The sequence below is a fragment of the Streptococcus sanguinis genome, assembly GCF_008329445.1.
Taxonomy (GTDB): Bacteria; Bacillota; Bacilli; order Lactobacillales; family Streptococcaceae; genus Streptococcus; species Streptococcus sanguinis_O.
This window is the reverse complement of record NZ_VIBR01000001.1, coordinates 939,626-966,099: the sequence shown is the minus strand read 5'-3', so window position 1 is coordinate 966,099 and position 26,474 is coordinate 939,626. Positions and strand designations below refer to the sequence as shown.

Below are 26,474 nucleotides of genomic sequence, written 5' to 3'. Positions count from 1 at the left end.
CGCAACTAGCACTGGTCCTCAGGGCGTTCCACAAACCGGTACCCCAACCTTCACAGGTGGTAATCCACTGGTTCCAATTGATGAGTCAGTAGAGCCAGCATTTGAAGACGGAAGCAAAGAAAAGACCATTCTAGGTCAGGGAACCTATACCATTGCACCAGATGGGGCAGTGACCTTCACCCCAAACAAGCAGTTTGTAGGCAAACCAGATCCAGTCACTGTGAAGCGTGTGGATAAAAATGGCACACCAGTAACTGCGACATACAGCCCAGAGTTTACTAAAGTTACGCCAACTGGTACTGGCACTAAGACAGAAGGCTTGCAAGGTCAAGTCCAAGAAGGCCAAGTCACTTTTACTTCAGGGCACAACTCTGTTTCATTCCCAGCTGGTTCAACTCCGCTGTTTGATAACAATTCAACAGTGAAAGAAGTTCCAAATGTCGGTAAATTCGAAGTGGATGCAGATGGTAAGGTGACCTTCACACCTGACAAACAATTCAAGGGTGAAACACCGGAACTCGAATTGACTCGGACTGATGCGAATGGAACACCAGTAACTGTCAAGTACCAAGCGGTAGTGAAAGAAGTGACTTCTACTAGCACCAATGCGACTAGCACAGGTCCTCAAGGGGTCCCTCAAACTGGCACACCGACCTTCGCAGGCGGCGATCCGCTGGTTCCAATCGATGACACGGTAGAGCCAAGCTTCGAAGATGGAAGCAAGAAGAAGACTATTCCAGGTCAAGGAACATATACCATCACTCCAGATGGGGCAGTGACCTTCACCCCAGACAAGCAATTTGTGGGTAAACCAGATCCAATCACTGTGAAGCGAGTGGATAAGAACGGTACACCAGTGATATCGACATACAGTCCAGAGTATACTAAGGTAACTCCAACTGGTAAAGATGCTACATCTACAAATATCAAGGGCCATGCTCAGACTGGCAAGCCTGTCTTTGAAGCAGGTGATCCACTTGTTCCAATTGATGAGTCTATTGAACCAACCTTCGAAGACGGAAGTAAGGAAAAGACCATTCCAGGTCAGGGAACGTACATCATCGCACCTGATGGCACAGTCACCTTTACTCCAGAAGCTGATTTCCTTGGTCAGGGTACTGGTGTGACCCTTGTCCATCGCGATAAGAACGGTACCTCAGTGACAGCTCGCTATGTTCCAACCGTGGTTGAACCATCAACCAGCAAGAACAGTGTATCTAGCGGTCGCAAGGGCCAAGCTCAAACGGGCTCGCCAAGCTTTGAAGGGGCGATTGACCAGGCAGTAGCTCCAACCTTTGCGGACGGCAGCACGGAAAAGGTTGTCGCAGGTGAGGGAACTTATCGTTTCAATATGCTGGGAGCAGTAACCTTTGTACCGGAAGCCGACTTTGTCGGAACTGCTCGCGGAGTTGAGGTGAAACGTCTTGATATCTATGGCAATGCTGTGACGGCTACCTATACCCCAACTGTTTTGGGAAGCACTGATACAGAAGATACCAGCAGCACGGGTCTTAAAGGCCAGCCTCAGACCGGCAAGCCTATCTTTGAAGGCGACGTGGATCCAACCGTTCCGCCAACTTTCGAGGATGGCAGCACCGAAAAGGTTGTTCCAGGTCAAGGTACTTACACGATTGCGCCAGATGGCACAGTGACCTTTGTACCGGAAAGAGGCTTTGTCGGTCAAGCTGACGGCGTAACAGTGATTCGCAAAGACCGCAATGGTCAGACGATTTCAGCAGTCTACATTCCGACTGTGACAGAAGATCTTGTTCAGCCAGAGCGGACGATTACGCCTGCACCACCTTCTCTTTCCAAGAATGAGGGTGCAAAGGCTCTTCCTAAGACTGGTACAGAAGAAACCTCATACTTAGCTGCAAGCTTACTTGCGGGAGTATCAGGTTTAGGACTGATTGGCTTAGCGAAGAGAAAGAAAAAGTCTGAAGGCTAAAATTTAAGAATTTGGCTTTCTTAGATATTAAAATAAAAGGGAAAAGATTCGTTAGTGAATCTTTTTTCTTGGCCCTCGAAAACCACTAGCTATGCTAGTGGTTCCGGATAGCTTCCAGCGTGGTATCAAAAAAACCTCCCAAAATGATAAGATAGAAGTGGTTTCCCCGCCACTCCATCACATCATACAGGAGGTACCTCATGAGAGAGGATAATGAAAGTTTATCACATACACGTTGGAATTGTAAATATCATATCGTTTTCGCCCCAAAATATCGTCGCCAAATCATATATGGTAAATATAAGTCGAGTATCGGGAAGATAATTCGAGATTTGTGTGAACGCAAGGGAGTTACAATTCATGAAGCGAATTCCTGTTCAGACCATATCCACATGTTAGTAAGCATTCCGCCAAAACTCAGTATATCTAATTTTATGGGATATTTAAAGGGCAAAAGTAGTCTTATGATTTTTGACAAACATGCTAACCTGAAATACAAGTATGGCAATAGAAAATTCTGGTGTAGAGGCTATTACGTTGATACAGTAGGTCGAAACCAAAAGGTGATTGCCGAGTATATTCAGAATCAATTACAGGAAGACAGGGTAGCGGATCAGCTAACCTTGTTTGAAACAGTTGATCCGTTTACAGGCGAACCCCATAGGAAGAAATAGACGAGGTGCTTTAGCACCCGCTCGGGAAAGTGGTGCGCGAGGAAGCCATTTCAGTGGGCCTTTGGCCCTGGCCGGTAAGAGCGGCTTATAGCCGCAGAGCAAACCACCAGTTCACACTGGGGGTTTTGATTTATATCCAAAGAGAAAAACTCTTAAAAACTTCATAATAATAGCATTTCTAAAATATTAAATATTAAAGTAGAATCTGAAATATCCTTAGATTTATTTAATTTATAGGGATTTTTCTATGGTTTATTTTTTCTTTTGTTTTAAAAAATAGACTGAAAAGTACTTTATGTCCATTTTTAAAAAAATTTATATAATTATAGTTATATATATAGCTAATTAAAACGGAATGTTGTATAATAAAACTATTGTAACTAGATGATTATTTAGGAGATTATTATGGGAAAAGATTTATTTAATCCTCACCTGCGTAAGTTTTCGATTCGAAAACTAAACGTCGGTGTTTGTTCTGTGCTCTTGTCAACCCTGCTTCTTTTGGGAGCAGCGGCACAAGTTAGTGCTGATGAAGTTAGTGATTCTGGTGCCCAAAACGAAGTTTCGCAAACAGGAATAGCCGAATCATCAGTGAATTCTGCTGAAACTGTGGCTTCTGAACATTTACATGCAAAAGAAAGTTCAGCACTTGCTTTTGCTACTGAGACCCCTCAATCAGATGATAATCCTAGTCTAAGAAGCTCAGAGCCTGAGAAAGTTGAAGGATCTACTGAATCTACAGCAACTAAATCAGTTGAGAATACTCAACCAATCACTGTTCACCCAGAAATATCTAACGCGGCTGTCGTGGCTGAAAAGTCAGAAGCAATAGCAGATGTATCTCAGCCTAATCGCTCTCGTCGTGTGAGACGGGATGCTACACCTACTGGACAACAGAACAGCGTAACAACAGGAGTTACGATAGGTACTGGACCAGCTGGGGCAGATGATGCTACCTCTACGCCACGAGTACCTAAACCAAGCTTGGAGGAATCTGTCAAGAAAGATAGTACCCAATTAGCCAAACAGATTACTTGGCTTGATTTTTCGGATACTGCAAGTTGGAAAGGATTGGATTCACGAGGCGGACTCCAAGTAGGAACTACCTTCAAAAAGGAAATTTCACCGGGCTATGAAGTAACCCTGACGGTCACTGAGCTTAAACCTTTTAACTCGACTGAAACTTATAGAAAACGGGTTGAAGGAACACCGACAGCAAATACTTATGACCCAAATGCTCAGAATGGATATTTAAAGTCTGCAGCAAAGTATGGTCAAACCCCTCCCTCGGTGACAGGAGCTATTCAGAATCAATGGACTGCCATCCGTGATCAAGGGTTCAATACGCAAGGACGAAAGACCCAGCTGGTTTACCCAGAGAACTCAACCAACTGGGGAGTAAAATTCCAAATTGAAGCTACCTATCTAGGCAAGCGCGTAGCCCCTACGGTGGTTATGGCCGATGGTGAAGATGCCAATCCAGGTGAATTTGCTATCTTCACTACTAACGGAGAAGGATGGGAATATCTCGGTGAATGGAAGAATAAGAGTACTGCCAAAGAAGCCTATACCGTTATTACCAAGCAAATGTTGGATGATGAAAATGTAAAAAGAAGAGGTCTCTTAATCTTAAGAGATACAAGCGTAGACTGGTATAAATACCTCAGTCCGGATACAGTGACAGGTGGCTTGGGGACTCAGGTCTTTGGGCCAAACCGCTCTAACGAACGGACGGTTCCTGTGGTGATGACGCGTGGGGCATCTGAAGTAGGTTTCTATGTAGCATCATCTGGGCAACAGGCTATGATGATGGGATTCTTAGTAGTGGATGGCAGTGATGCGCCAGCGACTTATGGCGAAGCCTTCCATACCATTTCAGGTCGTGATTCTCTGACTGGTAAGCTAATTAATCAGCCTTACTTAGGGACTACTCCAGCAGACATTGATGTTGATACAGCTAATAATTGGGTTCTGGATGATAAAAAGGAACACAAGGACGAGGGAGCCAGCCAATTACTAGCGGACGATCAATTAAGTGCTTCTAATGATTTGCTTGATTTAGACAAAGCAAAAAATGGAACTTACACAATTAAAATCAAAGCTAACCCAAATGGCAATGCTAAATCTTATGTCAAGGCCTGGATAGACTTCAACAATGATGGAGTCTTCAATGAAAGCGAAGGTAGCAACCTACAAGAGATTACAGCTGCTGGTGACTATATCTTGACCTTCAATGCCAACCCCAATATTAGTGGCGGTCAAGTGGACAAATTGGGTATGCGTTTCCGAATTGCGACTAATAAAGGCGATATTGAGCAACCAACTGGTATTGCCTTTAGTGGTGAAGTAGAAGATATGCTCTTGCACCGCATTTATCCTCCTAAGGGGGAGAAGCAGACTACGGATGGCTTTACAGGCGAGACTCAAACTGCTGTCCTTCACTTCACACCTAAAGGAACGGATCGCTCAGACGACAGTGTCAATGCAGTTATGAGCACCCAAGTGCCTCAGGTTTTAGATAAGCAAGGCCAAGTTCTGACAGCCGTTGATGGTAACTATATTAGTCCAGAAGGGACCTATCGCTTGACCGTCAATGGCAATGATGTTCAAGTTGCTTTCACTCCAAATGCGGACTTTTCTGGAACTGCTGATGGAATTAATATTCGTTGGACTGATAGCAATGGCACCTCGACTGGTTGGACTTCGACAGATGCTTCTGACCCTAATAAGAATGATCAATTGACTACAATGGATGGCCGTTATGTACCAACAGTCCGTAAAATTCCAAACTACGAATCAAATGGTATTCAAGGTTTAGACCAAAACAAAACGCTAGTTTTTAACGATGATGATGCGAATACGACCCCTGTCATGCCAGAAGCTACTCGTCCGGCTAGCTTTGTGGATGCGAATGGACGACTGGTAACAGAAAATACGGTGCCTGCCATGGCCAATGGCCAGCAAGTGGGAACCTATGAATTGGATCCAAATACCGGCCAAGTGACCTTCAAGCCTATCAAGACTTTTTATGGCACGCCAGACCCAGTGGTAGTTCAAGTCAGTGATACCGACGGTAAAGCACACCGAGCACGTTATCAACCTAAGGTAACCCAAGTAACGCCAAGAAGTACCAATGCTGAATCAACTGGTCTTCAAGGTCAAGCACAAAGTGGTAAGCCAACTTTCACTGCAGGTGACCAACAAATCCCAATTGACATGAGCAAAGCCATGACTTTTGAAAATGGGACGGACACCTTGGAAGTGGCGAATGAAGGAACTTATACTATCAATTCAGATGATACTATTACCTTCAAGCCGCTTAAGCAATTCACTGGCAAGGCGACACCAGTTACGGTTAAACGCGTAGATGCCAACGGCACAGAAGTGACTGCTGCCTATACACCTAACGTGACCAAGGTCACACCAACCAGCACACCTGCTACTTCATCAGGTCCTCAAGGGGTGCCACAAACAGGAACGCCGGTCTTCAAGGAAGGCGACCCAGCGGTCCCAATTGACTACAACAAGCAAATGACCTTTGACAATGATCAACCTAAGAAGATTGTTGCGGGCGTGGGAGAATACACCATCAATTCAGATGGATCTATTACCTTTACTCCAGATAAGAAATATGTGGGTACCCCAGCCGCGGTGACGGTCAAACGAGTTGACGAAAATGGCACAGAAGTAAGAGCAACCTATACGCCAACTGTTACCAAGGTAACTCCGACTGGTACTGGTGATAAGACAGAAGGATTGCAAGGTCAGGTTCAAGAAGGTCATGTTACCTTCACCCCAGGTCATGCCTCTGTACCATTCCCAGCTGAAACAACTCCGCTCTTTGACAATGGTTTGACTGTAAAAGAGATTCCAACCGTTGGTAAATTTGAAGTGGATGCTAATGGTAAGGTTACTTTCACGCCAGACAAGCAGTTTAAGGGAACCACTCCTGAGCTGACATTGATTCGAGCAGATGTGAATGGCACTCCTGTTACAGTCAAATACCAAGCAGTGGTGAAAGAAGTGGTTCCTACAGGTATCAATGCGACTAGCACTGGTCTTCAAGGTCTACCACAATCAGGTACACCTACTTTCACTGCGGGTGACAAAGCTGTGCCGATTGATATAGCCCAACCAATGACCTTTGAAGATAATCAAACAACTAAGAAGGTAGATAAGGTCGGTACTTATGTCATTGAGTCAGATGGTTCGATTACTTTCACTCCAGAAAAGCAATATGTGGGCACACCAACACCAGTGACTGTTAAACGCGTTGATACGAATGGCACTGAAGTTACTGCTACTTACACGCCAACGGTAACACGGGTCACACCAACTAGCACCAATGCTGAGTCAACAGACCTGCAAGGACAACCACAAAGCGGCAAGCCGATCTTTACCCCAGGTGACCAAGCAGTCCCAATCGATATGGCCAAGCCAATGACCTTTGAAAATGGGACTGACACATTGGTAGTAGCTAATCAAGGAACTTATACGATTAATTCAGATGGTTCCATTACCTTTAAGCCGGAGAAGAAATTTACTGGTAAGGCAACACCAGTCACGGTCAAACGTGTAGATGCGAATGGAACCGAAGTGACAGCTAAATATACTCCTATTGTTGAAGAAGTTATTCCAAACGCAACTGGCGATCATACTGAAGGTCCACAAGGATTGGTTCAGAATGGTAAGATTACTTTTGAAGCCGGAAGACCAGAAGTTGGTTTTTCAGCAGATAATTCTCCAGTTTTTGACACTGGTACCAATGTGAAAGAAATTGAAAATGTTGGCAAGTTTGAAGTGGATATTGATGGTAATATTACCTTTACACCGGTAAAGACATTCGTAGGTAAAACGCCAGAAATTGAAGTCAGTCGTGCAGATGTCAACGGTACCCTTGCGAAGGCAAAATATCAAGCAACAGTGACAGCTGTAAAGCCAACTGGTGTTGGAAACAAGACAGAAGGCCTGCAAGGTCAAGTTCAAGAAGGTAAAGTTACCTTCACACCTGGCCATGACTCAGTTCCATTCCCTGCTGGTTCGACTCCGCTGTTTGATAATAATTCAACAGTGAAGGAAGTACCAAATGTTGGTAAATTCGAAGTGGATGCGGACGGCAAGGTAACTTTCACTCCAGACAAGCAGTTTAAAGGTGAGACACCAGAACTCGAACTGACTCGCATCGATGCCAACGGCACCCCTGTTACAGTCAAATACCAAGCAGTGGTGAAAGAAGTGGTTCCAAGAGGCACCGATGCGACTAGCACAGGTCCTCAGGGTGTTCCGCAAACAGGTAGCCCAAGCTTCCAAGGTGGTGATCCACTTGTTCCGATTGATATGGATTCTCCAATGACATTTGAAGATGGTCAACCTAAGAAGACGGTTCAAGGAGTAGGGGAATATACCATCAACTCAGATGGTACTATCACCTTTACCCCAGACAAACAGTATGTGGGGACCCCAGCTTCAGTTACTGTTAAACGTGTAGATAAAAACGGAACAGAAGTGACTGCTACCTATACGCCAACGGTAATACGGGTAACGCCTACCAGCACCAATGCTGAATCAACCGGCCTTCAAGGTCAACCGCAAAGTGGCAAGCCAACTTTCAGTCCAGGTGACCAAGCAGTTCCAATCGATATGACCAAGCCAATGACCTTTGAAAATGGGACTGATACTTTGGTAGTGGCTAATCAAGGAACTTATACCATTAATTCAGATGGTTCCATTACCTTCACTCCAGATAAGCAATTCACTGGCAAGGCGACACCTATTAGGGTTAAACGAGTCGATGCTAATGGCACAGAAATAACTGCTACTTATACCCCAGAAGTTACCAAAGTAACCCCAACTGGCACCAATGCTGAATCGACTGGCATTCAAGGTCAACCACAAAAGGGGACGCCTACTTTCACTCCTGGCGACTCTGCTGTTCCAATTGATATGGATTCTCCAATGACCTTCGAAGACGGTCAGTCTAAGAAGACTGTTCAGGGAGTAGGAGAATACACTATCAACTCAGATGGTTCTGTCACCTTTACTCCAGAGAAACAGTATATTGGTACACCAACACCAGTCACTGTGAAACGTGTGGATAAGAATGGTACTGAAGTTACTGCTACTTATACACCGACCGTTACCAAGGTAACTCCAATCAGCACCAATGCGACTAGCACAGGTCCTCAAGGTGTCCCTCAAACTGGCATTCCAACCTTTGCGGGTGGTGATCCACTAGTTCCAATTGATGAAACAGTTGAGCCAACTTTCGGAGATGGAAGTAAGGAGAAGACTATTCCAGGTCAAGGAACATACACGATTGCTCCAGATGGCGCAGTGACTTTCACACCAGACAAGCAATTTGTAGGTAAACCGAATCCAATCTCTGTAAAACGCGTCGATAAGAATGGCACGCCAGTAACTGCAACATACAGCCCAGAGTTCACTAAAGTAACTCCAACTGGTACTGGTGATAAGACAGAAGGCTTGCAAGGTCAGGTTCAAGAAGGTCATGTTATCTTCACTCCAGGCCATGATTCCGTTCCATTCCCAGCGGGCACAACTCCACTGTTTGATAATGGTTCAGCAGTTAAAGAAGTGCTAAATGTCGGTAAGTTCGAAGTGGGCGCAGACGGTAAGGTAACTTTCACACCAGACAAGCAATTCAAGGGGGAAACGCCAGAACTGGAATTGACTCGGACTGATGCGAATGGAACTCCAGTAACCGTCAAATATCAAGCAGCAGTGAAAGAAGTGATTCCAACCAGCACCAATGCAACAAGCACCGGTCCTCAAGGTGTCCCTCAAACTGGCACACCGACCTTCGCAGGCGGCGATCCACTGGTTCCAATTGATGGCTCAGTAGAGCCAACTTTCGAAGATGGCAGCAAGAAGAAGACCATTCCAGGTCAGGGAACATACACTATTGCACCAGATGGTGCAGTGACCTTCACCCCAGACAAGCAATTTGTGGGTAAACCAGATCCAATTACTGTGAAACGTGTTGATAAGAACGGCACACCAGTGACAGCGACTTACAGTCCAGAGTTTACTAAGGTAACGCCAACCAGTACCAATGCAACAAGCACAGGACCTCAAGGTCTTCCTCAAACTGGCACTCCAACCTTTGCGGGCGGTGATCCACTAGTTCCGATTGATGAAACAGTGGAGCCAACCTTCGAAGATGGCAGCAAGAAGAAGACCATTCCAGGTCAGGGAACATACACTATTGCACCAGATGGTGCAGTGACCTTCAGTCCAGAAAAGCAATTTGTGGGTAAACCAGATCCAATTACTGTGAAACGTATTGATAAGAACGGCACACCAGTGATAGCGACCTACAGTCCAGAGTTTACGAAAGTGATTCCTACAGGAACTGGTGAGAAGACAGAAGGCCTGCAGGGTCAGGTTCAAGAAGGAAAAGTCACCTTCACCCCAGGCCATGACTCTGTTCCATTCCCGGCTGGTTCGACTCCGTTATTTGACAATGGTTCTTCTGTCAAAGAAGTACCGAATGTCGGTAAGTTCGAAGTGGATGCAAATGGCAAGGTAACCTTTACCCCAGATAAACAGTTCAAGGGTGAAACACCAGAACTCGAATTGACACGCACTGATGTCAATGGTACCCCTGTTACAGTTAAGTACCAAGCGGTAGTGAAAGAAGTGATTCCAACCAGCACCAATGCGACTAGCACAGGCCCTCAAGGTGTTGCGCAAACTGGTACCCCAATTTTTGCGGGTGGTGAACCACTAGTTCCAATTGATGAGACTGTTGAGCCAAGCTTCGAAGATGGAAGCAAGAAGAAGACTATTCCAGGTCAGGGAACCTACACCATTACTCCAGATGGAGCAGTGACCTTCACCCCAGATAAGCAATTTGTAGGTAAACCAGATCCAATCACTGTGAAACGTGTGGACAAGAATGGAACTCCAGTAACAGCGACCTACAGCCCAGAGTTCGCCAAGGTAACTCCAACTGGTAAAGATGCTCCCTCTACAAATATCAAGGGACATGTTCAAACTGGCACACCTGTCTTCGAAGCAGGTGATCCATTGGTGCCAATTGATGAAACAATTGCGCCAACCTTCGACGACGGAAGCAAGGAAAAGACTATTCCAGGTGAGGGAACTTATACCATCACACCAGACGGTACAGTTACTTTCACTCCAGAAGCAGATTTCCTTGGTCAGGGTACTGGTGTGACCCTTGTCCGCCGTGATAAGAATGGCACCTCAGTGACGGCTCGCTATGTTCCGACCGTGGTTGCACCATCAACCAGTCAGGACAGTGTGTCCAGCGGCCGCAAGGGCCAAGCTCAAACGGGCACGCCAACCTTTGAAGGGGCGATTGACCAGGCAGTAGCACCTACCTTTGCGGATGGCAGCACCGAAATGGTTGTACCAGGAGAAGGAACTTATCGTTTCAATATGCTGGGGGCAGTGACTTTCGTACCGGAGGCAGACTTTGTCGGAACTGCTAGTGGAGTTGTCGTGAAGCGTTCAGATATTTATGGCAATGCCGTGACGGCTACCTATACACCAACTGTTTTGGGAAGCACTGCCACAGAAGATACCGGCAGCACGGGTCTCAAAGGCCAGCCTCAGACTGGTAAACCTATCTTTGAAGGAGACGTGGATTCAACCGTTCCGCCAACTTTCGAGAATGGCAGCACCGAAAAGGTTGTTCCAGGCCAAGGTACTTACACGATTGCGCCAGATGGCACTGTGACCTTTGTACCAGAAGCTGGCTTTGTCGGTCAAGCTGACGGCGTAACAGTGATTCGCAAAGACCGCAATGGTCAGACGATTTCAGCAATCTATGTTCCGACTGTGACAGAAGATCCTGTTCAGCCAGAGCGGACGATTACGCCTGCACTACCTTCTCTTTCCAAGAGTGAGAGTGGAAAAGCCCTTCCTAAGACAGGTACGGAAGAAACCTCATATTTAGCAGCAAGCTTACTTGCGGGAGTATCAGGTTTGGGACTGTTTGGCTTAGAGAAGAGGAAGAAAAAGTCTGAAGACTAACATAGGCTTGAAGAAATTCCGTTAATAAACTAGAAGAATTTCGGAAAAGCTCAAAAACAGGTAGAACTTATGTTCTACCTGTTTTTTTTTTATATAAAAAATAGCATAAAAATCTAGTTATCCGCATAAAAACTGGACTTATCACACTTTATCAAGGTCAAAACCACTCAATTTACTACTAATTTACTACTTATGAATGAGCTTTGATACGACGATTTATCCTTGAAAAGTGAAGATATAAAGATACTTCCAATAAAATTTGAATATTTAATAGGTAGACACTTCAAAAAATGAGGTGTCTATTTTTTTACCCGATTTTGAAAGGAAGTGAACTTATGAAAACAAAAAATCAAGAATCAAAAGGTCGTTCCCCACTCTTTAAGACCATCAAACATTCATTCAGCCAATAAAAAAGAAAGGATAGGTAAAAATATGGAACTTAAATTTGTGATTCCCAACATGGAAAAAACATTCGGCAATTTAGAATTTGCTGGCGAGGATAAAGTCGTTCAGCGAAGAATCAACGGACGGCTAACTGTCTTATCAAGAAGCTATAATCTCTATTCTGATGTTCAAAGAGCAGATGATATTGTGGTGGTGCTTCCTGCTGAAGCTGGCGAAAAACATTTCGGCTTTGAGGAACGTGTGAAGTTAGTCAATCCACGTATTACCGCAGAGGGCTACAAAATCGGCACTCGTGGTTTTACAAATTACCTTTTACATGCTGACGACATGATAAAAGAATAAAGAAAGAGAGGAAAAATGATGAGATTAGCAAATGGCATTGTATTAGATAAAGACACGACTTTTGGAGAATTGAAATTCTCTGCTCTACGTCGTGAAGTGAGAATCCAAAATGAAGACGGGTCGGTTTCAGATGAAATCAAGGAACGTACCTATGACTTAAAATCCAAAGGACAAGGACGCATGATTCAAGTAAGTATTCCTGCCAGCGTGCCTTTGAAAGAGTTTGATTATAACGCACGGGTGGAACTTATCAATCCCATTGCGGACACCGTTGCTACTGCCACCTATCAAGGAGCAGATGTTGACTGGTATATCAAGGCAGACGATATTGTGCTGACAAAGGATTCTAGTTCATTCAAAGCTCAACCACAAGCAAAGAAAGAACCGACACAAGACAAATAGTCGCTAGGTAGAAAGGAGACTTTTTCGCATGAAACAGCGTGGTAAAAGGATTCGCCCATCTGGTAAAGATTTAGTCTTTCATTTTACGATAGCGTCACTCCTGCCTGTTTTCCTGCTGGTTGTCGGACTGTTTCATGTGAAGACAATCCAGCAGATCAACTGGCAGGATTTTAACCTATCACAAGCAGATAAGATTGACATTCCCTATTTAATTATCAGTTTCAGTGTCGCAATTCTTATCTGCTTGCTGGTAGCGTTTGTATTCAAACGGGTTCGCTATGATACGGTTAAACAACTTTACCACCGTCAAAAACTGGCAAAGATGATACTTGAAAACAAGTGGTATGAATCTGAACAGGTCAAAACAGAGGGTTTCTTTAAAGATAGTGCTGGTCGTACAAAGGAAAAGATAACCTACTTCCCTAAAATGTATTATCGACTTAAAAATGGCTTGATACAGATACGGGTGGAAATCACGCTGGGAAAATATCAAGACCAACTCTTACACTTGGAAAAGAAATTAGAGAGTGGCTTGTACTGTGAGCTGACGGATAAAGAGTTAAAGGATTCCTATGTGGAATATACTTTGCTCTATGACACCATAGCCAGTCGTATTTCTATTGATGAAGTAGAAGCTAAAGATGGTAAACTTCGCTTAATGAAAAACGTATGGTGGGAATATGATAAGCTCCCTCATATGTTGATTGCTGGTGGTACAGGTGGCGGTAAAACTTACTTTATACTGACACTGATTGAAGCCTTGCTTCATACAGATTCAAAACTGTATATTCTTGACCCGAAAAATGCTGATCTTGCGGACTTAGGTTCTGTGATGGCAAATGTCTACTATAGAAAAGAAGACTTGCTTTCTTGCATTGAAACATTCTATGAAGAAATGATGAAACGTAGTGAGGAAATGAAGCAGATGAAGAACTATAAGACTGGCAAAAATTATGCTTACTTAGGTCTCCCGGCACACTTCTTAATCTTTGATGAATACGTCGCTTTCATGGAAATGCTGGGAACAAAAGAAAACACCGCAGTTATGAATAAGCTGAAACAGATTGTCATGTTAGGTCGTCAAGCTGGCTTCTTTCTAATACTGGCTTGTCAACGTCCAGACGCAAAATATTTAGGCGACGGAATCCGTGATCAGTTTAATTTCAGAGTGGCTTTAGGTCGTATGTCTGAAATGGGCTATGGCATGATGTTTGGCAGTGACGTACAAAAGGATTTCTTCTTAAAGCGAATCAAAGGTCGTGGCTATGTTGATGTAGGAACAAGTGTCATATCAGAGTTTTATACTCCCCTTGTACCAAAAGGATATGATTTCTTGGAGGAAATTAAAAAGTTATCCAACAGCAGACAGTCCACGCAGGCGACGTGCGAAGCGGAAGTCGCAGGTGTGGACTGATCTTGCTGGCTGGTGTGGCAATAGCCACGCCAGCACTTAACCCCCCGTTTCTAACAGGGGGGTACAAATCGACAGGAAACAGTCAAAAAAACATTAGAAAATCCTTTGGTTACAAGGGATTTACAAAATTTCAGCGTATGTCAAATGGGCTTTAAAAGTTGACATACGCCTTTTTGATTGGAGGGATTTTTACTGAATGAACAAACTTGGTTACAGCATTTAAAAGAAAAACGCTTGGCTTATGGACTATCTCAAAACCGTTTAGCTGTTGCGACTGGTATTACAAGGCAGTATCTAAGCGATATTGAAACAGGAAAAGTCAAGCCATCAGAGGATTTACAGCAGTCCCTTTGGGAAGCTCTGGAACGCTTCAATCCCGACGCTCCCCTTGAAATGCTGTTTGATTATGTAAGGATTCGCTTTCCGACAACAGACGTACAGCAGGTGGTCGAAAACATCTTACAACTGAAACTGTCCTATTTTCTTCATGAGGACTATGGTTTCTATTCTTATTCAGAGCATTATGCTTTAGGCGACATATTCGTCCTTTGCTCCCATGAACTGGACAAAGGAGTTCTGGTGGAATTGAAAGGTCGTGGGTGCAGACAATTTGAAAGCTATCTTCTGGCACAACAAAGAAGCTGGTATGAGTTCTTTATGGACGTTTTGGTGGCTGGCGGTGTGATGAAACGCCTTGACCTTGCCATTAACGATAAGACAGGGATTTTGAATATCCCTGTACTCACTGAAAAGTGCCAACAGGAAGAATGTATCTCCGTCTTCCGCAGTTTTAAAAGCTATCGCAGTGGCGAACTGGTACGCAAAGAGGAAAAGGAATGTATGGGAAACACCCTCTATATCGGTTCATTACAAAGTGAAGTTTATTTCTGTATCTATGAAAAGGACTACGAGCAGTACAAGAAAAATGATATTCCCATTGAAGACGCAGAAGTAAAAAACCGTTTTGAGATTCGATTGAAAAATGAGCGTGCCTATTATGCAGTCCGTGATTTACTCGTCTATGACAATCCAGAGCATACCGCCTTTAAAATTATCAATCGGTATATCCGTTTTGTAGATAAAGACGATTCCAAACCTCGTTCTGATTGGAAACTGAATGAAGAATGGGCTTGGTTTATTGGGAACAATCGTGAACGATTAAAACTAACCACAAAACCAGAGCCTTACTCCTTCCAAAGGACGCTGAACTGGCTATCTCATCAAGTTGCCCCGACCTTAAAGGTTGCGATTAAACTTGATGAAATCAACCAGACGCAGGTTGTAAAAGACATTCTCGACCATGCGAAACTGACAGACCGACACAAGCAGATTTTGAAGCAACAGTCAGTAAAAGAACAGGACGTGATAACAACAAAAAAAGGATATCTGTCAACCATACCAGTTGACAGATATCCAAAAAAAGATATAATGGGAGATAAGACGGTTCGTGTTCGTGCTGACTTGCACCATATCATAAAAATCGAAACAGCAAAGAATGGCGGAAACGTAAAAGAAGTTATGGAAATAAGACTTAGAAGCAAACTTAAGAGTGTGTTGATAGTGCATTATCTTAAAATTTTGTATAATAGGAATTGAAGTTAAATTAGATGCTAAAAATTTGTAATTAAGAAGGAGGGATTCGTCATGTTGGTATTCCAAATGCGTAATGTAGATAAAACATCTACTGTTTTGAAACAGACTAAAAACAGTGATTACGCAGATAAATAAATACGTTAGATTAATTCCTACCAGTGACTAATCTTATGACTTTTTAAACAGATAACTAAAATTACAAACAAATCGTTTAACTTCTGTATTTGTTTATAGATGTAATCACTTCAGGAGAGATTACATGAACAAAAATATAAAATATTCTCAAAACTTTTTAACGAGTGAAAAAGTACTCAACCAAATAATAAAACAATTGAATTTAAAAGAAACCGATACCGTTTACGAAATTGGAACAGGTAAAGGGCATTTAACGACGAAACTGGCTAAAATAAGTAAACAGGTAACGTCTATTGAATTAGACAGTCATCTATTCAACTTATCGTCAGAAAAATTAAAACTGAATACTCGTGTCACTTTAATTCACCAAGATATTCTACAGTTTCAATTCCCTAACAAACAGAGGTATAAAATTGTTGGGAATATTCCTTACCATTTAAGCACACAAATTATTAAAAAAGTGGTTTTTGAAAGCCGTGCGTCTGACATCTATCTGATTGTTGAAGAAGGATTCTACAAGCGTACCTTGGATATTCACCGAACACTAGGGTTGCTCTTGCACACTCAAGTCTCGATTCAGCAATTGCTTAAGCTGCCAGCGGAATGCTTTCATCCTAAACCAAAAGTAAACAGTGTCTTAATAAAACTTACCCGCCATACCACAGATGTTCCAGATAAATATTGGAAGCTATATACGTACTTTGTTTCAAAATGGGTCAATCGAGAATATCGTCAACTGTTTACTAAAAATCAGTTTCATCAAGCAATGAAACACGCCAAAGTAAACAATTTAAGTACCATTACTTATGAGCAAGTATTGTCTATTTTTAATAGTTATCTATTATTTAACGGGAGGAAATAATTCTATGAGTCGCTTTTTTAAATTTGGAAAGTTACACGTTACTAAAGGGAATGGAGATAAATTATTAGATATACTACTGACAGCTTCCAAGAAGCTAAAGAGGTCCCTAGCGCCTACGGGGAATTTGTATCGATAAGGGGTACAAATTCCCACTAAGCGCTCGGGACCCCTTGTAGGAAAATGTCCTAAGTGGGATATCTGTCAACTGGTATGGTTGACTAAAAATACTTCCTACGAAAATGTAGGGGGTATTTTTTTACGAAAAAATACAATCGATTCTTAAAAAGAAAAATTTTTGATTGGCAAAACCATAACAAGTTCGTTTTAGGGTTTTGATTTTGCGATTGATGCCTTCTAAAGGACCATTAGAGTATTCAAATTTAGCGCTATTTAAGACATATTTTCTGTTTTGACGAAGGGTTTGAATAGCAGTATCCATTTCTGTATTGGTTTTTTGGTAGTCTAAGATGGTTGACTCTAGTAATTCACTATTGCGCTCGTTTAGGGCTTTCGTGATATCTTGGTAAGTTTGGTATACTTCAGCGAACTTGGAAAATTTACTAGTAATGAGATCAACAGCATTTTGGCGAGTCATATATTGTTTAACGCCGCGAAGAAAAACTACTTCTTCAGGGTGAAGATCTTCAGCTTTTTTATGGAATAGCTTCCAATGTGACTTCATAATTTTATATTCTTGGCTCTGTTTATCAAGTTGCTTTAGGATAGAGATACGACAATTGTCCAAAGCGCGACCAGCTAATTGTACAAGGTGGAAGCGATCAATAATGATATTGGCATTAGGGAAAAGGCGATAGATAAAACTTTGATATTGAGCATTTAAATCAATTACAACTGATTGAACGCATTCGCGTTCGGCTTTTGAATAACGACTTTCAAAATAATCAACAATGGTAGGTGATAGACGATCCTGTAACTTTGTGACAATTTGGTGGGTTTCAGCGTCACAACAGATAAAGGACATCACAGACTTAATTGAACGAAACTCGTCAAAACATAGATGCTTAGGCAACTTAGCCACACGATAGTGTGGTTCCATGCGCTCTAAGATTGTTCGACGAACACTGCTAGGAGAGCAGTGACACATTTCAGCAATAAGCTGACCAGATAAGCCTTTACGAGCTAAAAGCATGATTTGATTTTTGAGATCACTGGATAAGGTTTGATTTTCTTTGGTTAAATTAGTAATAGCACCAAAAGTAGTATGGCATGATTTACATTTATAGCGTTGTTTACGAAGCTCTAGTTCATATCTTCTCCCATTTAAACTTGCCAGTCGTACATGAGTTTTGCGAAAGCCATCCTTATTAACTGTGGGAAAGCCACAGTTACGACAACGATTAATCGGATAAGAAAGAGTAGCTGTTATTAGCGTTATATACTCTTTAACAGAATCGTTGTTGTGTTCAGCTTCTTCAACAGAAATAATTTTAATATTTTTATCTTTAATTCCAAGAATATTTAGGATAGAATCATTATGGGACATTTGTTTAACCTTCTTTCATGATTTTTGTGGTGAATTGATTGTATAACGAGGGGACAGCAAATGTCCTCTTTTTTGTATAAAAAAATCTGGCATGGAATCTCTATCCATACCAGAAAGTGTATACCCCAAAAAAATAACTCAAATACAAATTCATTGAATATAGAGAGGAGAACATTTTTATGAATTTTGGACAAAACCTTTATAACTGGTTTCTATCAAACGCTCAATCACTGGTGCTTTTAGCAATCGTTGTGATTGGCTTGTATCTTGGCTTCAAGCGTGAGTTTAGCAAACTGATTGGCTTTTTAATTATTGCGATTATTGCGGTTGGCTTAGTCTTCAACGCTGCTGGAGTAAAAGACATTTTACTAGAGCTATTCAATCGCATTATTGGTGCTTAAATAAAACCGTTCTTTTGTGGAATATAAGTGGTTTTCTTATGTTCCGCAAAGGAATGGTACACCAAACGAAGTGCGGTAGGGATTTTTGAATCTCTACAAAGAAAGGACGTGAATATATGGACGATATGCAAGTCTATATTGCGAATTTAGGCAAATACAATGAGGGCGAATTGGTCGGTGCGTGGTTTACCTTTCCCATTGACTTTGAGGAAGTCAAAGAGAAAATCGGCTTGAATGATGAATATGAGGAATACGCCATTCATGACTACGAGTTACCCTTTACGGTTGACGAATACACTTCCATTGGCGAACTCAATCGACTATGGGAAATGGTATCGGAATTACCCGAAGAATTACAATCGGAGCTATCTGCTCTGCTCACTCATTTTTCAAGCATTGAAGAACTAAGCGAACATCAAGAGGATATTATCATTCATTCCGATTGTGATGATATGTATGACGTGGCACGCTACTACATTGAAGAAACGGGTGCTTTAGGCGAAGTACCAGCTAGTCTTCAAAACTATATTGATTATCAAGCCTATGGTCGGGATTTAGACCTTTCAGGAACGTTTATCTCAACCAATCATGGGATTTTTGAAATCGTCTATTAAATCTGTCGGTACATTACTACTGGCAGATTTTCTATTTTACGGGGTGGCTCAATCAGCTACCCCTATTTTTTATGAAAGGATTGATTACATGAAGAAAATACGAAGCTATACCAGTATCTGGTCTGTGGAAAAGGTACTGTATTCTATCAATGATTTTAGACTTCCGTTTCCCATAACCTTTACGCAAATGACATGGTTTGTCGTGTCACTCTTTGCAGTGATGATACTTGGCAACTTGCCCCCTCTTTCCATGATAGAGGGAGCATTTCTCAAATACTTTGGGATTCCTGTGGCTTTCACATGGTTTATGTCTACAAAAACTTTTGATGGTAAAAAGCCTTATGGATTTTTGAAGTCTGTCATTGCTTATGCACTGCGACCAAAGCTGACCTATGCAGGAAAAAAAGTAACGCTTGGCAGAAACCAGCCACAAGAAGCCATTACAGCAGTTAGGAGTGAATTTTATGGCATATCCAATTAAATACATTGAAAACAATCTCGTCTGGAATAAAGACGGGGAATGTTATGCTTACTATGAGCTTGTTCCTTACAATTACTCATTTCTAAGTCCAGAACAGAAAATACAAGTGCATGATTCTTTCAGACAGCTTATCGCACAAAATCGTGATGGCAAAATTCATGCTTTACAAATCAGTACAGAATCCAGCATACGTTCTGCACAAGAGCGTTCCAAAAATGAAGTCACTGGCAAGCTCAAAGCGGTTGCCTATGACAAAATCGACCAACAGACAGACGCTTTAATATCCATGATTGGCGAAAATCAAGTGAACTACCGTTTCTTTATCGGCTTTAAGTTGCTTCTCAACGATCAGGAGTTTTCTATGAAAAGTCTTACCGTTGAAGCAAAAAATGCTTTGTCTGATTTTGTCTATGATGTGAACCATAAGCTGATGGGCGATTTTGTTAGTATGAGTAATGATGAAATCCTGCGTTTTCAGAAGATGGAAAAGCTCTTAGAAAATAAAATCTCTCGTCGTTTCAAAATCCGCAGGTTAGATAAGGACGACTTCGGCTATCTGATTGAACACCTTTACGGACAGACAGGCACTGCCTATGAAGAGTATGAGTACCATCTATCAAAGAAAAAGCTGGATAATGAAACGCTGATTAAATACTATGACTTGATTAAGCCTACTCGCTGTTTGGTGGAAGAAAAACAGCGATATTTGAAAATCCAGCAGGAAGATGAAACCGTCTATGTAGCTTACTTTACCATTAACAGCATTGTCGGAGAACTGGACTTCCCGTCCTCTGAAATCTTCTACTACCAGCAACAGCAATTTACATTCCCGATTGATACGTCAATGAATGTGGAAATTGTAGCGAATCGTAAAGCCCTATCTACTGTCCGCAATAAAAAGAAAGAACTGAAAGACTTGGATAACCACGCTTGGCAAAGTGATAATGAAACCAGCTCCAATGTGGCGGAAGCTCTGGAAAGTGTGAATGAGCTGGAAACCAATTTAGACCAAAGCAAGGAATCTATGTACAAGCTGTCTTATGTGGTAAGGGTATCAGCAAATGATCTTGACGAACTCAAACGTCGTTGTAATGAAGTGAAAGATTTTTATGACGATTTAAGCGTAAAACTGGTACGACCATTTGGGGATATGCTCGGCTTACATGAAGAATTTTTACCTGCCAGCAAGCGTTATATGAATGATTATATTCAATACGTGACCTCTGATTTCCTCGCTGGTTTAGGTTTTGGTGCTACTCAAATGCTGGGGGAAAATGAGGGGATTTATGTTGGCTACAGCTTAGATACTGGACGCAATGTCTATCTGAAACCTGCTCTTGCCAGTCAAGGGGTTAAGGGTTCAGTAACCAATGCGTTAGCGTCGGCTTTTGTTGGTTCGCTGGGTGGTGGTAAATCCTTTGCGAATAACCTTATCGTCTATTATGCGGTGCTTTATGGGGCACAAGCAGTGATTGTAGACCCAAAAGCAGAACGTGGCAGATGGAAAGAAACCTTGCCAGAGATTTCCCATGAAATCAATATCGTCACTCTGACTTCTGATGAGAAAAACAAAGGCTTACTTGACCCTTATGTGATTATGAAAAATCCCAAAGATTCTGAATCACTGGCTATTGATATTCTGACATTCCTTACGGGGATTTCCTCTCGTGATGGGGAACGCTTCCCAATCCTTAGAAAAGCCATTCGTGCAGTAACCAATAGTGAAGTACGAGGGTTGATGAAAGTGATTGAGGAATTACGGGTTGAGAATACGCCACTAAGTACCAGTATAGCCGACCATATCGAAAGTTTTACAGACTATGACTTTGCACATTTATTATTCAGTAATGGTTATGTGGAGCAGTCTATCAGCTTAGAAAAACAACTGAACATTATACAGGTTGCGGACTTGGTACTTCCCGACAAGGAAACTTCCTTTGAGGAATATACCACTATGGAGCTTTTATCCGTTGCTATGCTGATTGTCATTAGTACCTTTGCTTTAGACTTTATCCATACAGACCGAAGCATTTTCAAGATTGTAGATTTAGACGAAGCATGGAGCTTTTTACAGGTAGCACAAGGAAAAACACTATCTATGAAGCTGGTTCGGGCTGGTCGTGCTATGAACGCTGGGGTATATTTCGTGACCCAAAATACAGACGACCTCTTAGATGAAAAACTGAAAAATAACCTCGGCTTAAAATTTGCATTTCGTTCCACTGACCTTAACGAGATTAAAAAGACCTTAGCCTTTTTTGGTGTAGACCCAGAGGACGAAAACAATCAGAAGCGATTGCGTGATTTGGAAAACGGGCAATGCCTTATCAGTGATTTATATGGTCGTGTCGGTGTGATACAGTTCCACCCTGTATTTGAAGAACTGCTCCATGCCTTTGATACCAGACCACCTGTGCGAAAAGAGGTGTAAATGTGAAACCATCAATAGTAAACAGAATAAAATCAAACTGGACGCTGAAACGTCTAGGTAAAGTGGCAATGACAGTGGCTTTCACACTTGTGATTGCCATTTTTCTTTTAGCCATGCTGGGAACGGTGGTTCAAGCTGCGGGCTTGGTAGATGATACGGTCAATGTGGCAAATGAATACAGCCGATACCCACTTGAAAACTATCAACTGGATTTTTATGTGGATAATAGCTGGGGCTGGCTTCCGTGGAACTGGTCGGACGGGATTGGAAAACAGGTCATGTATGGACTATATGCCATTACCAATTTTATTTGGACAATCAGTTTGTATGTTTCCAATGCGACAGGTTACTTAGTACAGGAAGCCTATTCCTTAGACTTCATTTCCGCTACAGCAGATTCCATTGGTAAGAATATGCAGACCTTAGCTGGTGTGAGTGCAAACGGATTTTCAACAGAGGGTTTCTATGTTGGATTCCTCTTACTCTTGATTTTGGTTCTTGGGGTTTATGTTGCCTATACGGGACTGATAAAGAGAGAAACCACAAAGGCAATTCATGCCATTATGAATTTTGTGCTGGTGTTTATCCTATCGGCTTCCTTTATTGCCTACGCTCCCGACTACATTAAAAAAATCAATGACTTTTCATCAGACATCAGTAATGCCAGTTTATCACTTGGCACGAAGATTGTCATGCCCCATTCCGATAGTCAAGGCAAGGACAGCGTGGACTTAATCAGAGATAGCCTGTTTTCCATACAGGTTCAGCAACCGTGGCTACTGCTTCAATACAACAGTTCAGACATTGAAAGTATCGGTATTGACCGTGTGGAAAGCCTGCTCTCCACCAGCCCAGATTCCAACAATGGCGAAGACAGAGAAAAAATTGTTGCGGAAGAAATTGAAGACAGAAGCAATACCAATCTAACCATTACAAAGACCATTAACCGTTTAGGTACAGTCTTCTTCCTATTTGTCTTCAATATTGGGATTTCCATATTTGTATTCCTATTAACAGGAATCATGATTTTCTCGCAGGTACTTTTTATCATCTATGCTATGTTTCTGCCTGTGAGCTTTATTTTAAGCATGATTCCATCATTTGATGGTATGTCAAAACGAGCCATAACAAAGCTCTTTAATACCATTTTGACACGAGCTGGAATCACATTGATTATTACGACAGCATTTAGTATTTCAACCATGCTCTATACCTTATCGGCTGGTTATCCGTTCTTTTTGATTGCTTTTCTACAGATTGTGACCTTTGCAGGAATCTACTTCAAGCTGGGCGATTTAATGAGTATGTTTTCTCTACAGAGTAACGATTCTCAAAGTGTGGGAAGTCGTGTGATGAGAAAACCTCGTATGCTTATGCACGCTCACATGCACCGTCTACAGCGGAAACTTGGACGTTCCATGACTACTCTAGGGGCTGGGTCTGCCATTGTTACAGGTAAAAAAGGACAGTCGGGTTCGGGGAGTTCTGCAAGGACACAAGCAGATCACTCCCGACCAGACGGAAAGGAAAAATCAACACTTGGAAAACGTATCGGTCAAACCATCGGTACAGTAGCTGATACCAAAGACAGAATGGTAGACACTGCTAGTGGTTTGAAAGAACAGGTTAAAGATTTGCCGACCAATGCAAGATATGCAGTATATCAAGGAAAATCCAAAGTAAAAGAGAATGTCCGTGATTTAACCAGTAGTATTTCTCAAACCAAAGCGGACAGAGCCAGTGGACGCAAGGAACAGCAGGAACAAAGGCGAAAAACCATTGCGAAGCGTCGCTCTGAAATGGAACAGGTCAAACAGAAAAAACAGCCTGCTTCTTCTGTTCATGAAAGACCGACTACAAGACAAGAACAATATCATGATGAACAGACCTCAAAACAGTCTAATATTCAGACTTCATATAAGGAATCTCAACAAGCCAAACAAGAGCGTCCAGCAGTTAAGTCCGATTTTTCAAGTCCAAAAGTGGAACGCCAAGGCAATACCGTTCAAGAAAAAACCGTTCAAAAGCCAGCAACTTCAACCACTACAGCAGATAGAACTTCACAACGTCCAATCACAAAAGAACGTCCGTCTACTGTTCAAAGAGTACCACTACAAAATACAAGAAGTAGACCACCAATCAAAACCGCCACCATTAAGAAAGTCGGTAAGAAACCATGAAGTTGAAAACTTTAGTGATTGGTGGTTCTGGATTATTCTTGATGGTCTTCTCACTGCTTCTGTTTGTTGCCATTTTATTTTCAGATGAACAGGACAGCGGAATTTCCAATATTCATTATGGAGGTGTGAATGTTTCCGCAGAAGTGCTGGCTCATAAGCCTATGGTAGAAAAATATGCCAAAGAATATGGCGTTGAAGAATATGTCAACATACTTCTTGCGATTATACAGGTGGAATCGGGCGGTACTGCGGAAGATGTTATGCAGTCCTCGGAATCCCTCGGTCTTCCACCTAATTCATTGAGTACAGAAGAATCCATTAAGCAAGGTGTGAAGTATTTCAGTGAATTATTAGCCAGTAGCGAAAGGCTCAGTGTAGATTTAGAATCGGTTATCCAGTCCTACAATTATGGTGGTGGTTTCTTAGGGTATGTGGCTAATCGTGGAAATAAATATACCTTTGAACTGGCTCAAAGTTTCTCAAAAGAGTATTCAGGTGGCGAAAAAGTGTCTTACCCCAATCCCATAGCCATACCTATCAATGGGGGCTGGCGATACAACTATGGCAATATGTTTTATGTGCAACTGGTAACGCAGTATCTTGTCACAACAGAGTTTGATGATGATACGGTACAAGCCATCATGGACGAAGCACTGAAATATGAGGGCTGGCGATACGTTTACGGTGGAGCTTCCCCGACTACTTCTTTTGATTGTAGCGGACTGACACAATGGACGTATGGAAAAGCTGGAATTAACTTACCACGAACCGCACAACAGCAATATGATGTGACCCAGCATATCCCACTATCGGAAGCACAAGCTGGCGATTTGGTTTTCTTTCATTCTACCTATAACGCTGGCTCTTATATTACTCATGTTGGGATATACCTTGGCAATAACCGTATGTTTCATGCAGGCGACCCAATCGGTTATGCCGACTTAACAAGCCCCTACTGGCAACAGCATTTAGTGGGAGCAGGACGAATCAAACAATGAGAAAGGAAGATTTAATGATGAAATTTAGAAAAAATCAGAATAAAGAAAAACAGATACCAAAGGAAAAGAAACCTCGTGTCTATAAGGTCAATCCTCATAAAAAGGTTGTGATTGCCTTGTGGGTACTTTTAGGGCTTAGTTTCAGCTTTGCGATATTCAAGCACTTTACAGCTATAGATACTCATACTATTCACGAAACAACTATCATAGAAAAGGAATACGTTGATACTCATCATGTAGAAAATTTTGTAGAGAACTTTGCGAAAGTCTACTATTCATGGGAGCAATCCGATAAGTCCATTGATAATCGAATGGAAAGTCTAAAAGGCTATCTGACAGATGAACTTCAAGCTCTCAATGTTGATACAGTACGCAAAGATATTCCTGTATCGTCTTCTGTAAGAGGATTTCAGATATGGACGGTAGAGCCAACTGGCGACAATGAGTTTAATGTAACCTACAGTGTAGACCAGCTCATTACAGAGGGAGAAAATACAAAGACCGTCCACTCTGCTTATATAGTGAGTGTCTATGTAGATGGTTCTGGAAATATGGTACTGGTTAAGAATCCGACCATTACCAACATACCTAAGAAATCAAGTTATAAACCAAAAGCCATTGAAAGTGAGGGGACGGTTGATTCCATTACAACCAATGAAATCAATGAGTTTTTAACGACGTTCTTCAAGCTCTATCCTACAGCGACAGCCAGTGAACTTTCCTACTATGTGAATGACGGGATATTAAAACCAATCGGAAAAGAGTACATCTTTCAAGAACTGGTAAATCCTATTCACAATCGTAAGGATAATCAAGTCACGGTATCGCTGACAGTGGAGTATATCGACCAGCAGACCAAAGCAACGCAGGTATCTCAATTTGATTTGGTACTTGAAAAGAACGGGAGTAATTGGAAGATTATAGAATAACAAATATTGGTACATTATTACAGCTATTTTGTAATCACGTACTCTCTTTGATAAAAAATTGGAGATTCCTTTACAAATATGCTCTTACGTGCTATTATTTAAGTATCTATTTAAAAGGAGTTAATAAATATGCGGCAAGG

General features: G+C 42.0%; 17 protein-coding genes and 1 pseudogene. 17 read left to right on the top strand and 1 reads right to left on the bottom strand.

The features are described 5' to 3' along the window. From FKX92_RS04895 to erm(B), 10 genes and pseudogenes are all read left to right on the top strand, one after another. A partial coding sequence (locus FKX92_RS04895; RefSeq protein ID WP_149565680.1) for an LPXTG cell wall anchor domain-containing protein occupies nt 1–1,948 on the top strand: 1,948 nt, incomplete at its 5' end. Between the two features lie 200 nt (nt 1,949–2,148). Then, the gene (gene tnpA, locus FKX92_RS04890) at nt 2,149–2,622 is read left to right on the top strand and encodes an IS200/IS605 family transposase (protein WP_149565679.1); all 474 of its coding nucleotides are present in this window, start codon (nt 2,149–2,151) and stop codon (nt 2,620–2,622) included. Nucleotides 2,623–3,027: 405 nt separating this feature from the next. Further along, complete coding sequence (locus FKX92_RS04885) at nt 3,028–11,643, top strand: CshA/CshB family fibrillar adhesin-related protein (RefSeq protein WP_149565678.1); 8,616 nt, start codon at nt 3,028–3,030, stop codon at nt 11,641–11,643. 432 nt (nt 11,644–12,075) lie between these two features. Continuing rightward, complete coding sequence (locus FKX92_RS04875) at nt 12,076–12,390, top strand: YdcP family protein (RefSeq protein ID WP_000420682.1); 315 nt, start codon at nt 12,076–12,078, stop codon at nt 12,388–12,390. 15 nt (nt 12,391–12,405) lie between these two features. Further along, a complete protein-coding gene (locus FKX92_RS04870) occupies nt 12,406–12,792 on the top strand; it encodes a YdcP family protein (protein ID WP_000985015.1) in 387 nt (128 codons plus the stop codon). Between the two features lie 28 nt (nt 12,793–12,820). Continuing rightward, nucleotides 12,821–14,206 (top strand): FtsK/SpoIIIE domain-containing protein, encoded by a 1,386-nt coding sequence (locus FKX92_RS04865; RefSeq protein WP_000813488.1) that lies wholly within the window; start codon nt 12,821–12,823, stop codon nt 14,204–14,206. Nucleotides 14,207–14,383: 177 nt separating this feature from the next. Next, nucleotides 14,384–15,586: pseudogene (mobT, locus tag FKX92_RS04855) on the top strand (MobT family relaxase); the annotation flags it as partial. Next, the gene (locus tag FKX92_RS12145) at nt 15,569–15,802 is read left to right on the top strand and encodes a peptide-binding protein (RefSeq protein ID WP_148842514.1); all 234 of its coding nucleotides are present in this window, start codon (nt 15,569–15,571) and stop codon (nt 15,800–15,802) included. The pseudogene mobT and the gene FKX92_RS12145, both read left to right, overlap by 18 nt. Nucleotides 15,803–15,850: 48 nt before the next feature. Beyond that, nucleotides 15,851–15,934 (top strand): 23S rRNA methyltransferase attenuation leader peptide, encoded by an 84-nt coding sequence (locus FKX92_RS04850; protein WP_001814874.1) that lies wholly within the window; start codon nt 15,851–15,853, stop codon nt 15,932–15,934. 124 nt (nt 15,935–16,058) lie between these two features. Beyond that, nucleotides 16,059–16,796, top strand: coding sequence for a 23S rRNA (adenine(2058)-N(6))-methyltransferase Erm(B) (erm(B), locus tag FKX92_RS04845; protein WP_001038795.1), 738 nt, complete (start codon nt 16,059–16,061; stop codon nt 16,794–16,796). 256 nt (nt 16,797–17,052) lie between these two features. Here the strand turns inward: erm(B) and FKX92_RS04835 are convergent, their stop codons facing one another. Further along, nucleotides 17,053–18,300 carry an ISL3 family transposase gene (locus FKX92_RS04835; RefSeq protein ID WP_000019067.1) on the bottom strand — a complete coding sequence of 416 codons (1,248 nt, stop codon included), beginning with the start codon at nt 18,298–18,300 and terminating at the stop codon, nt 17,053–17,055. 179 nt (nt 18,301–18,479) lie between these two features. Between FKX92_RS04835 and FKX92_RS04830 the strand changes: the two genes are divergently transcribed. The 7 genes from FKX92_RS04830 to FKX92_RS04800 all read left to right on the top strand — a co-directional run bounded on the left by FKX92_RS04830 (nt 18,480) and on the right by FKX92_RS04800 (nt 26,334). Then, nucleotides 18,480–18,701 (top strand): hypothetical protein, encoded by a 222-nt coding sequence (locus FKX92_RS04830; protein WP_001009056.1) that lies wholly within the window; start codon nt 18,480–18,482, stop codon nt 18,699–18,701. A 116-nt stretch (nt 18,702–18,817) separates the two neighbouring features. Next, nucleotides 18,818–19,315, top strand: coding sequence for an antirestriction protein ArdA (locus tag FKX92_RS04825; RefSeq protein ID WP_000342539.1), 498 nt, complete (start codon nt 18,818–18,820; stop codon nt 19,313–19,315). Nucleotides 19,316–19,403: 88 nt separating this feature from the next. Then, nucleotides 19,404–19,796 carry a conjugal transfer protein gene (locus FKX92_RS04820; RefSeq protein WP_000723888.1) on the top strand — a complete coding sequence of 131 codons (393 nt, stop codon included), beginning with the start codon at nt 19,404–19,406 and terminating at the stop codon, nt 19,794–19,796. Further along, nucleotides 19,780–22,227 (top strand): conjugal transfer ATPase TcpF, encoded by a 2,448-nt coding sequence (tcpF, locus tag FKX92_RS04815; protein ID WP_000331160.1) that lies wholly within the window; start codon nt 19,780–19,782, stop codon nt 22,225–22,227. The genes FKX92_RS04820 and tcpF overlap by 17 nt, the downstream gene beginning before the upstream one ends. Before the next feature lie 2 nt (nt 22,228–22,229). Continuing rightward, entirely contained in the window at nt 22,230–24,407 is a 2,178-nt protein-coding gene (locus FKX92_RS04810; protein ID WP_000804748.1) for a CD3337/EF1877 family mobilome membrane protein, read from the top strand. After that, complete coding sequence (locus FKX92_RS04805) at nt 24,404–25,405, top strand: bifunctional lytic transglycosylase/C40 family peptidase (RefSeq protein WP_000769868.1); 1,002 nt, start codon at nt 24,404–24,406, stop codon at nt 25,403–25,405. The genes FKX92_RS04810 and FKX92_RS04805 overlap by 4 nt, the downstream gene beginning before the upstream one ends. Further along, on the top strand, nt 25,402–26,334 hold the full coding sequence (locus tag FKX92_RS04800; protein WP_001224318.1) for a conjugal transfer protein: 933 nt from the start codon (nt 25,402–25,404) through the stop codon (nt 26,332–26,334). Before FKX92_RS04805 ends, FKX92_RS04800 begins: the two co-directional genes overlap by 4 nt. Nucleotides 26,335–26,474 lie beyond the last annotated feature (140 nt).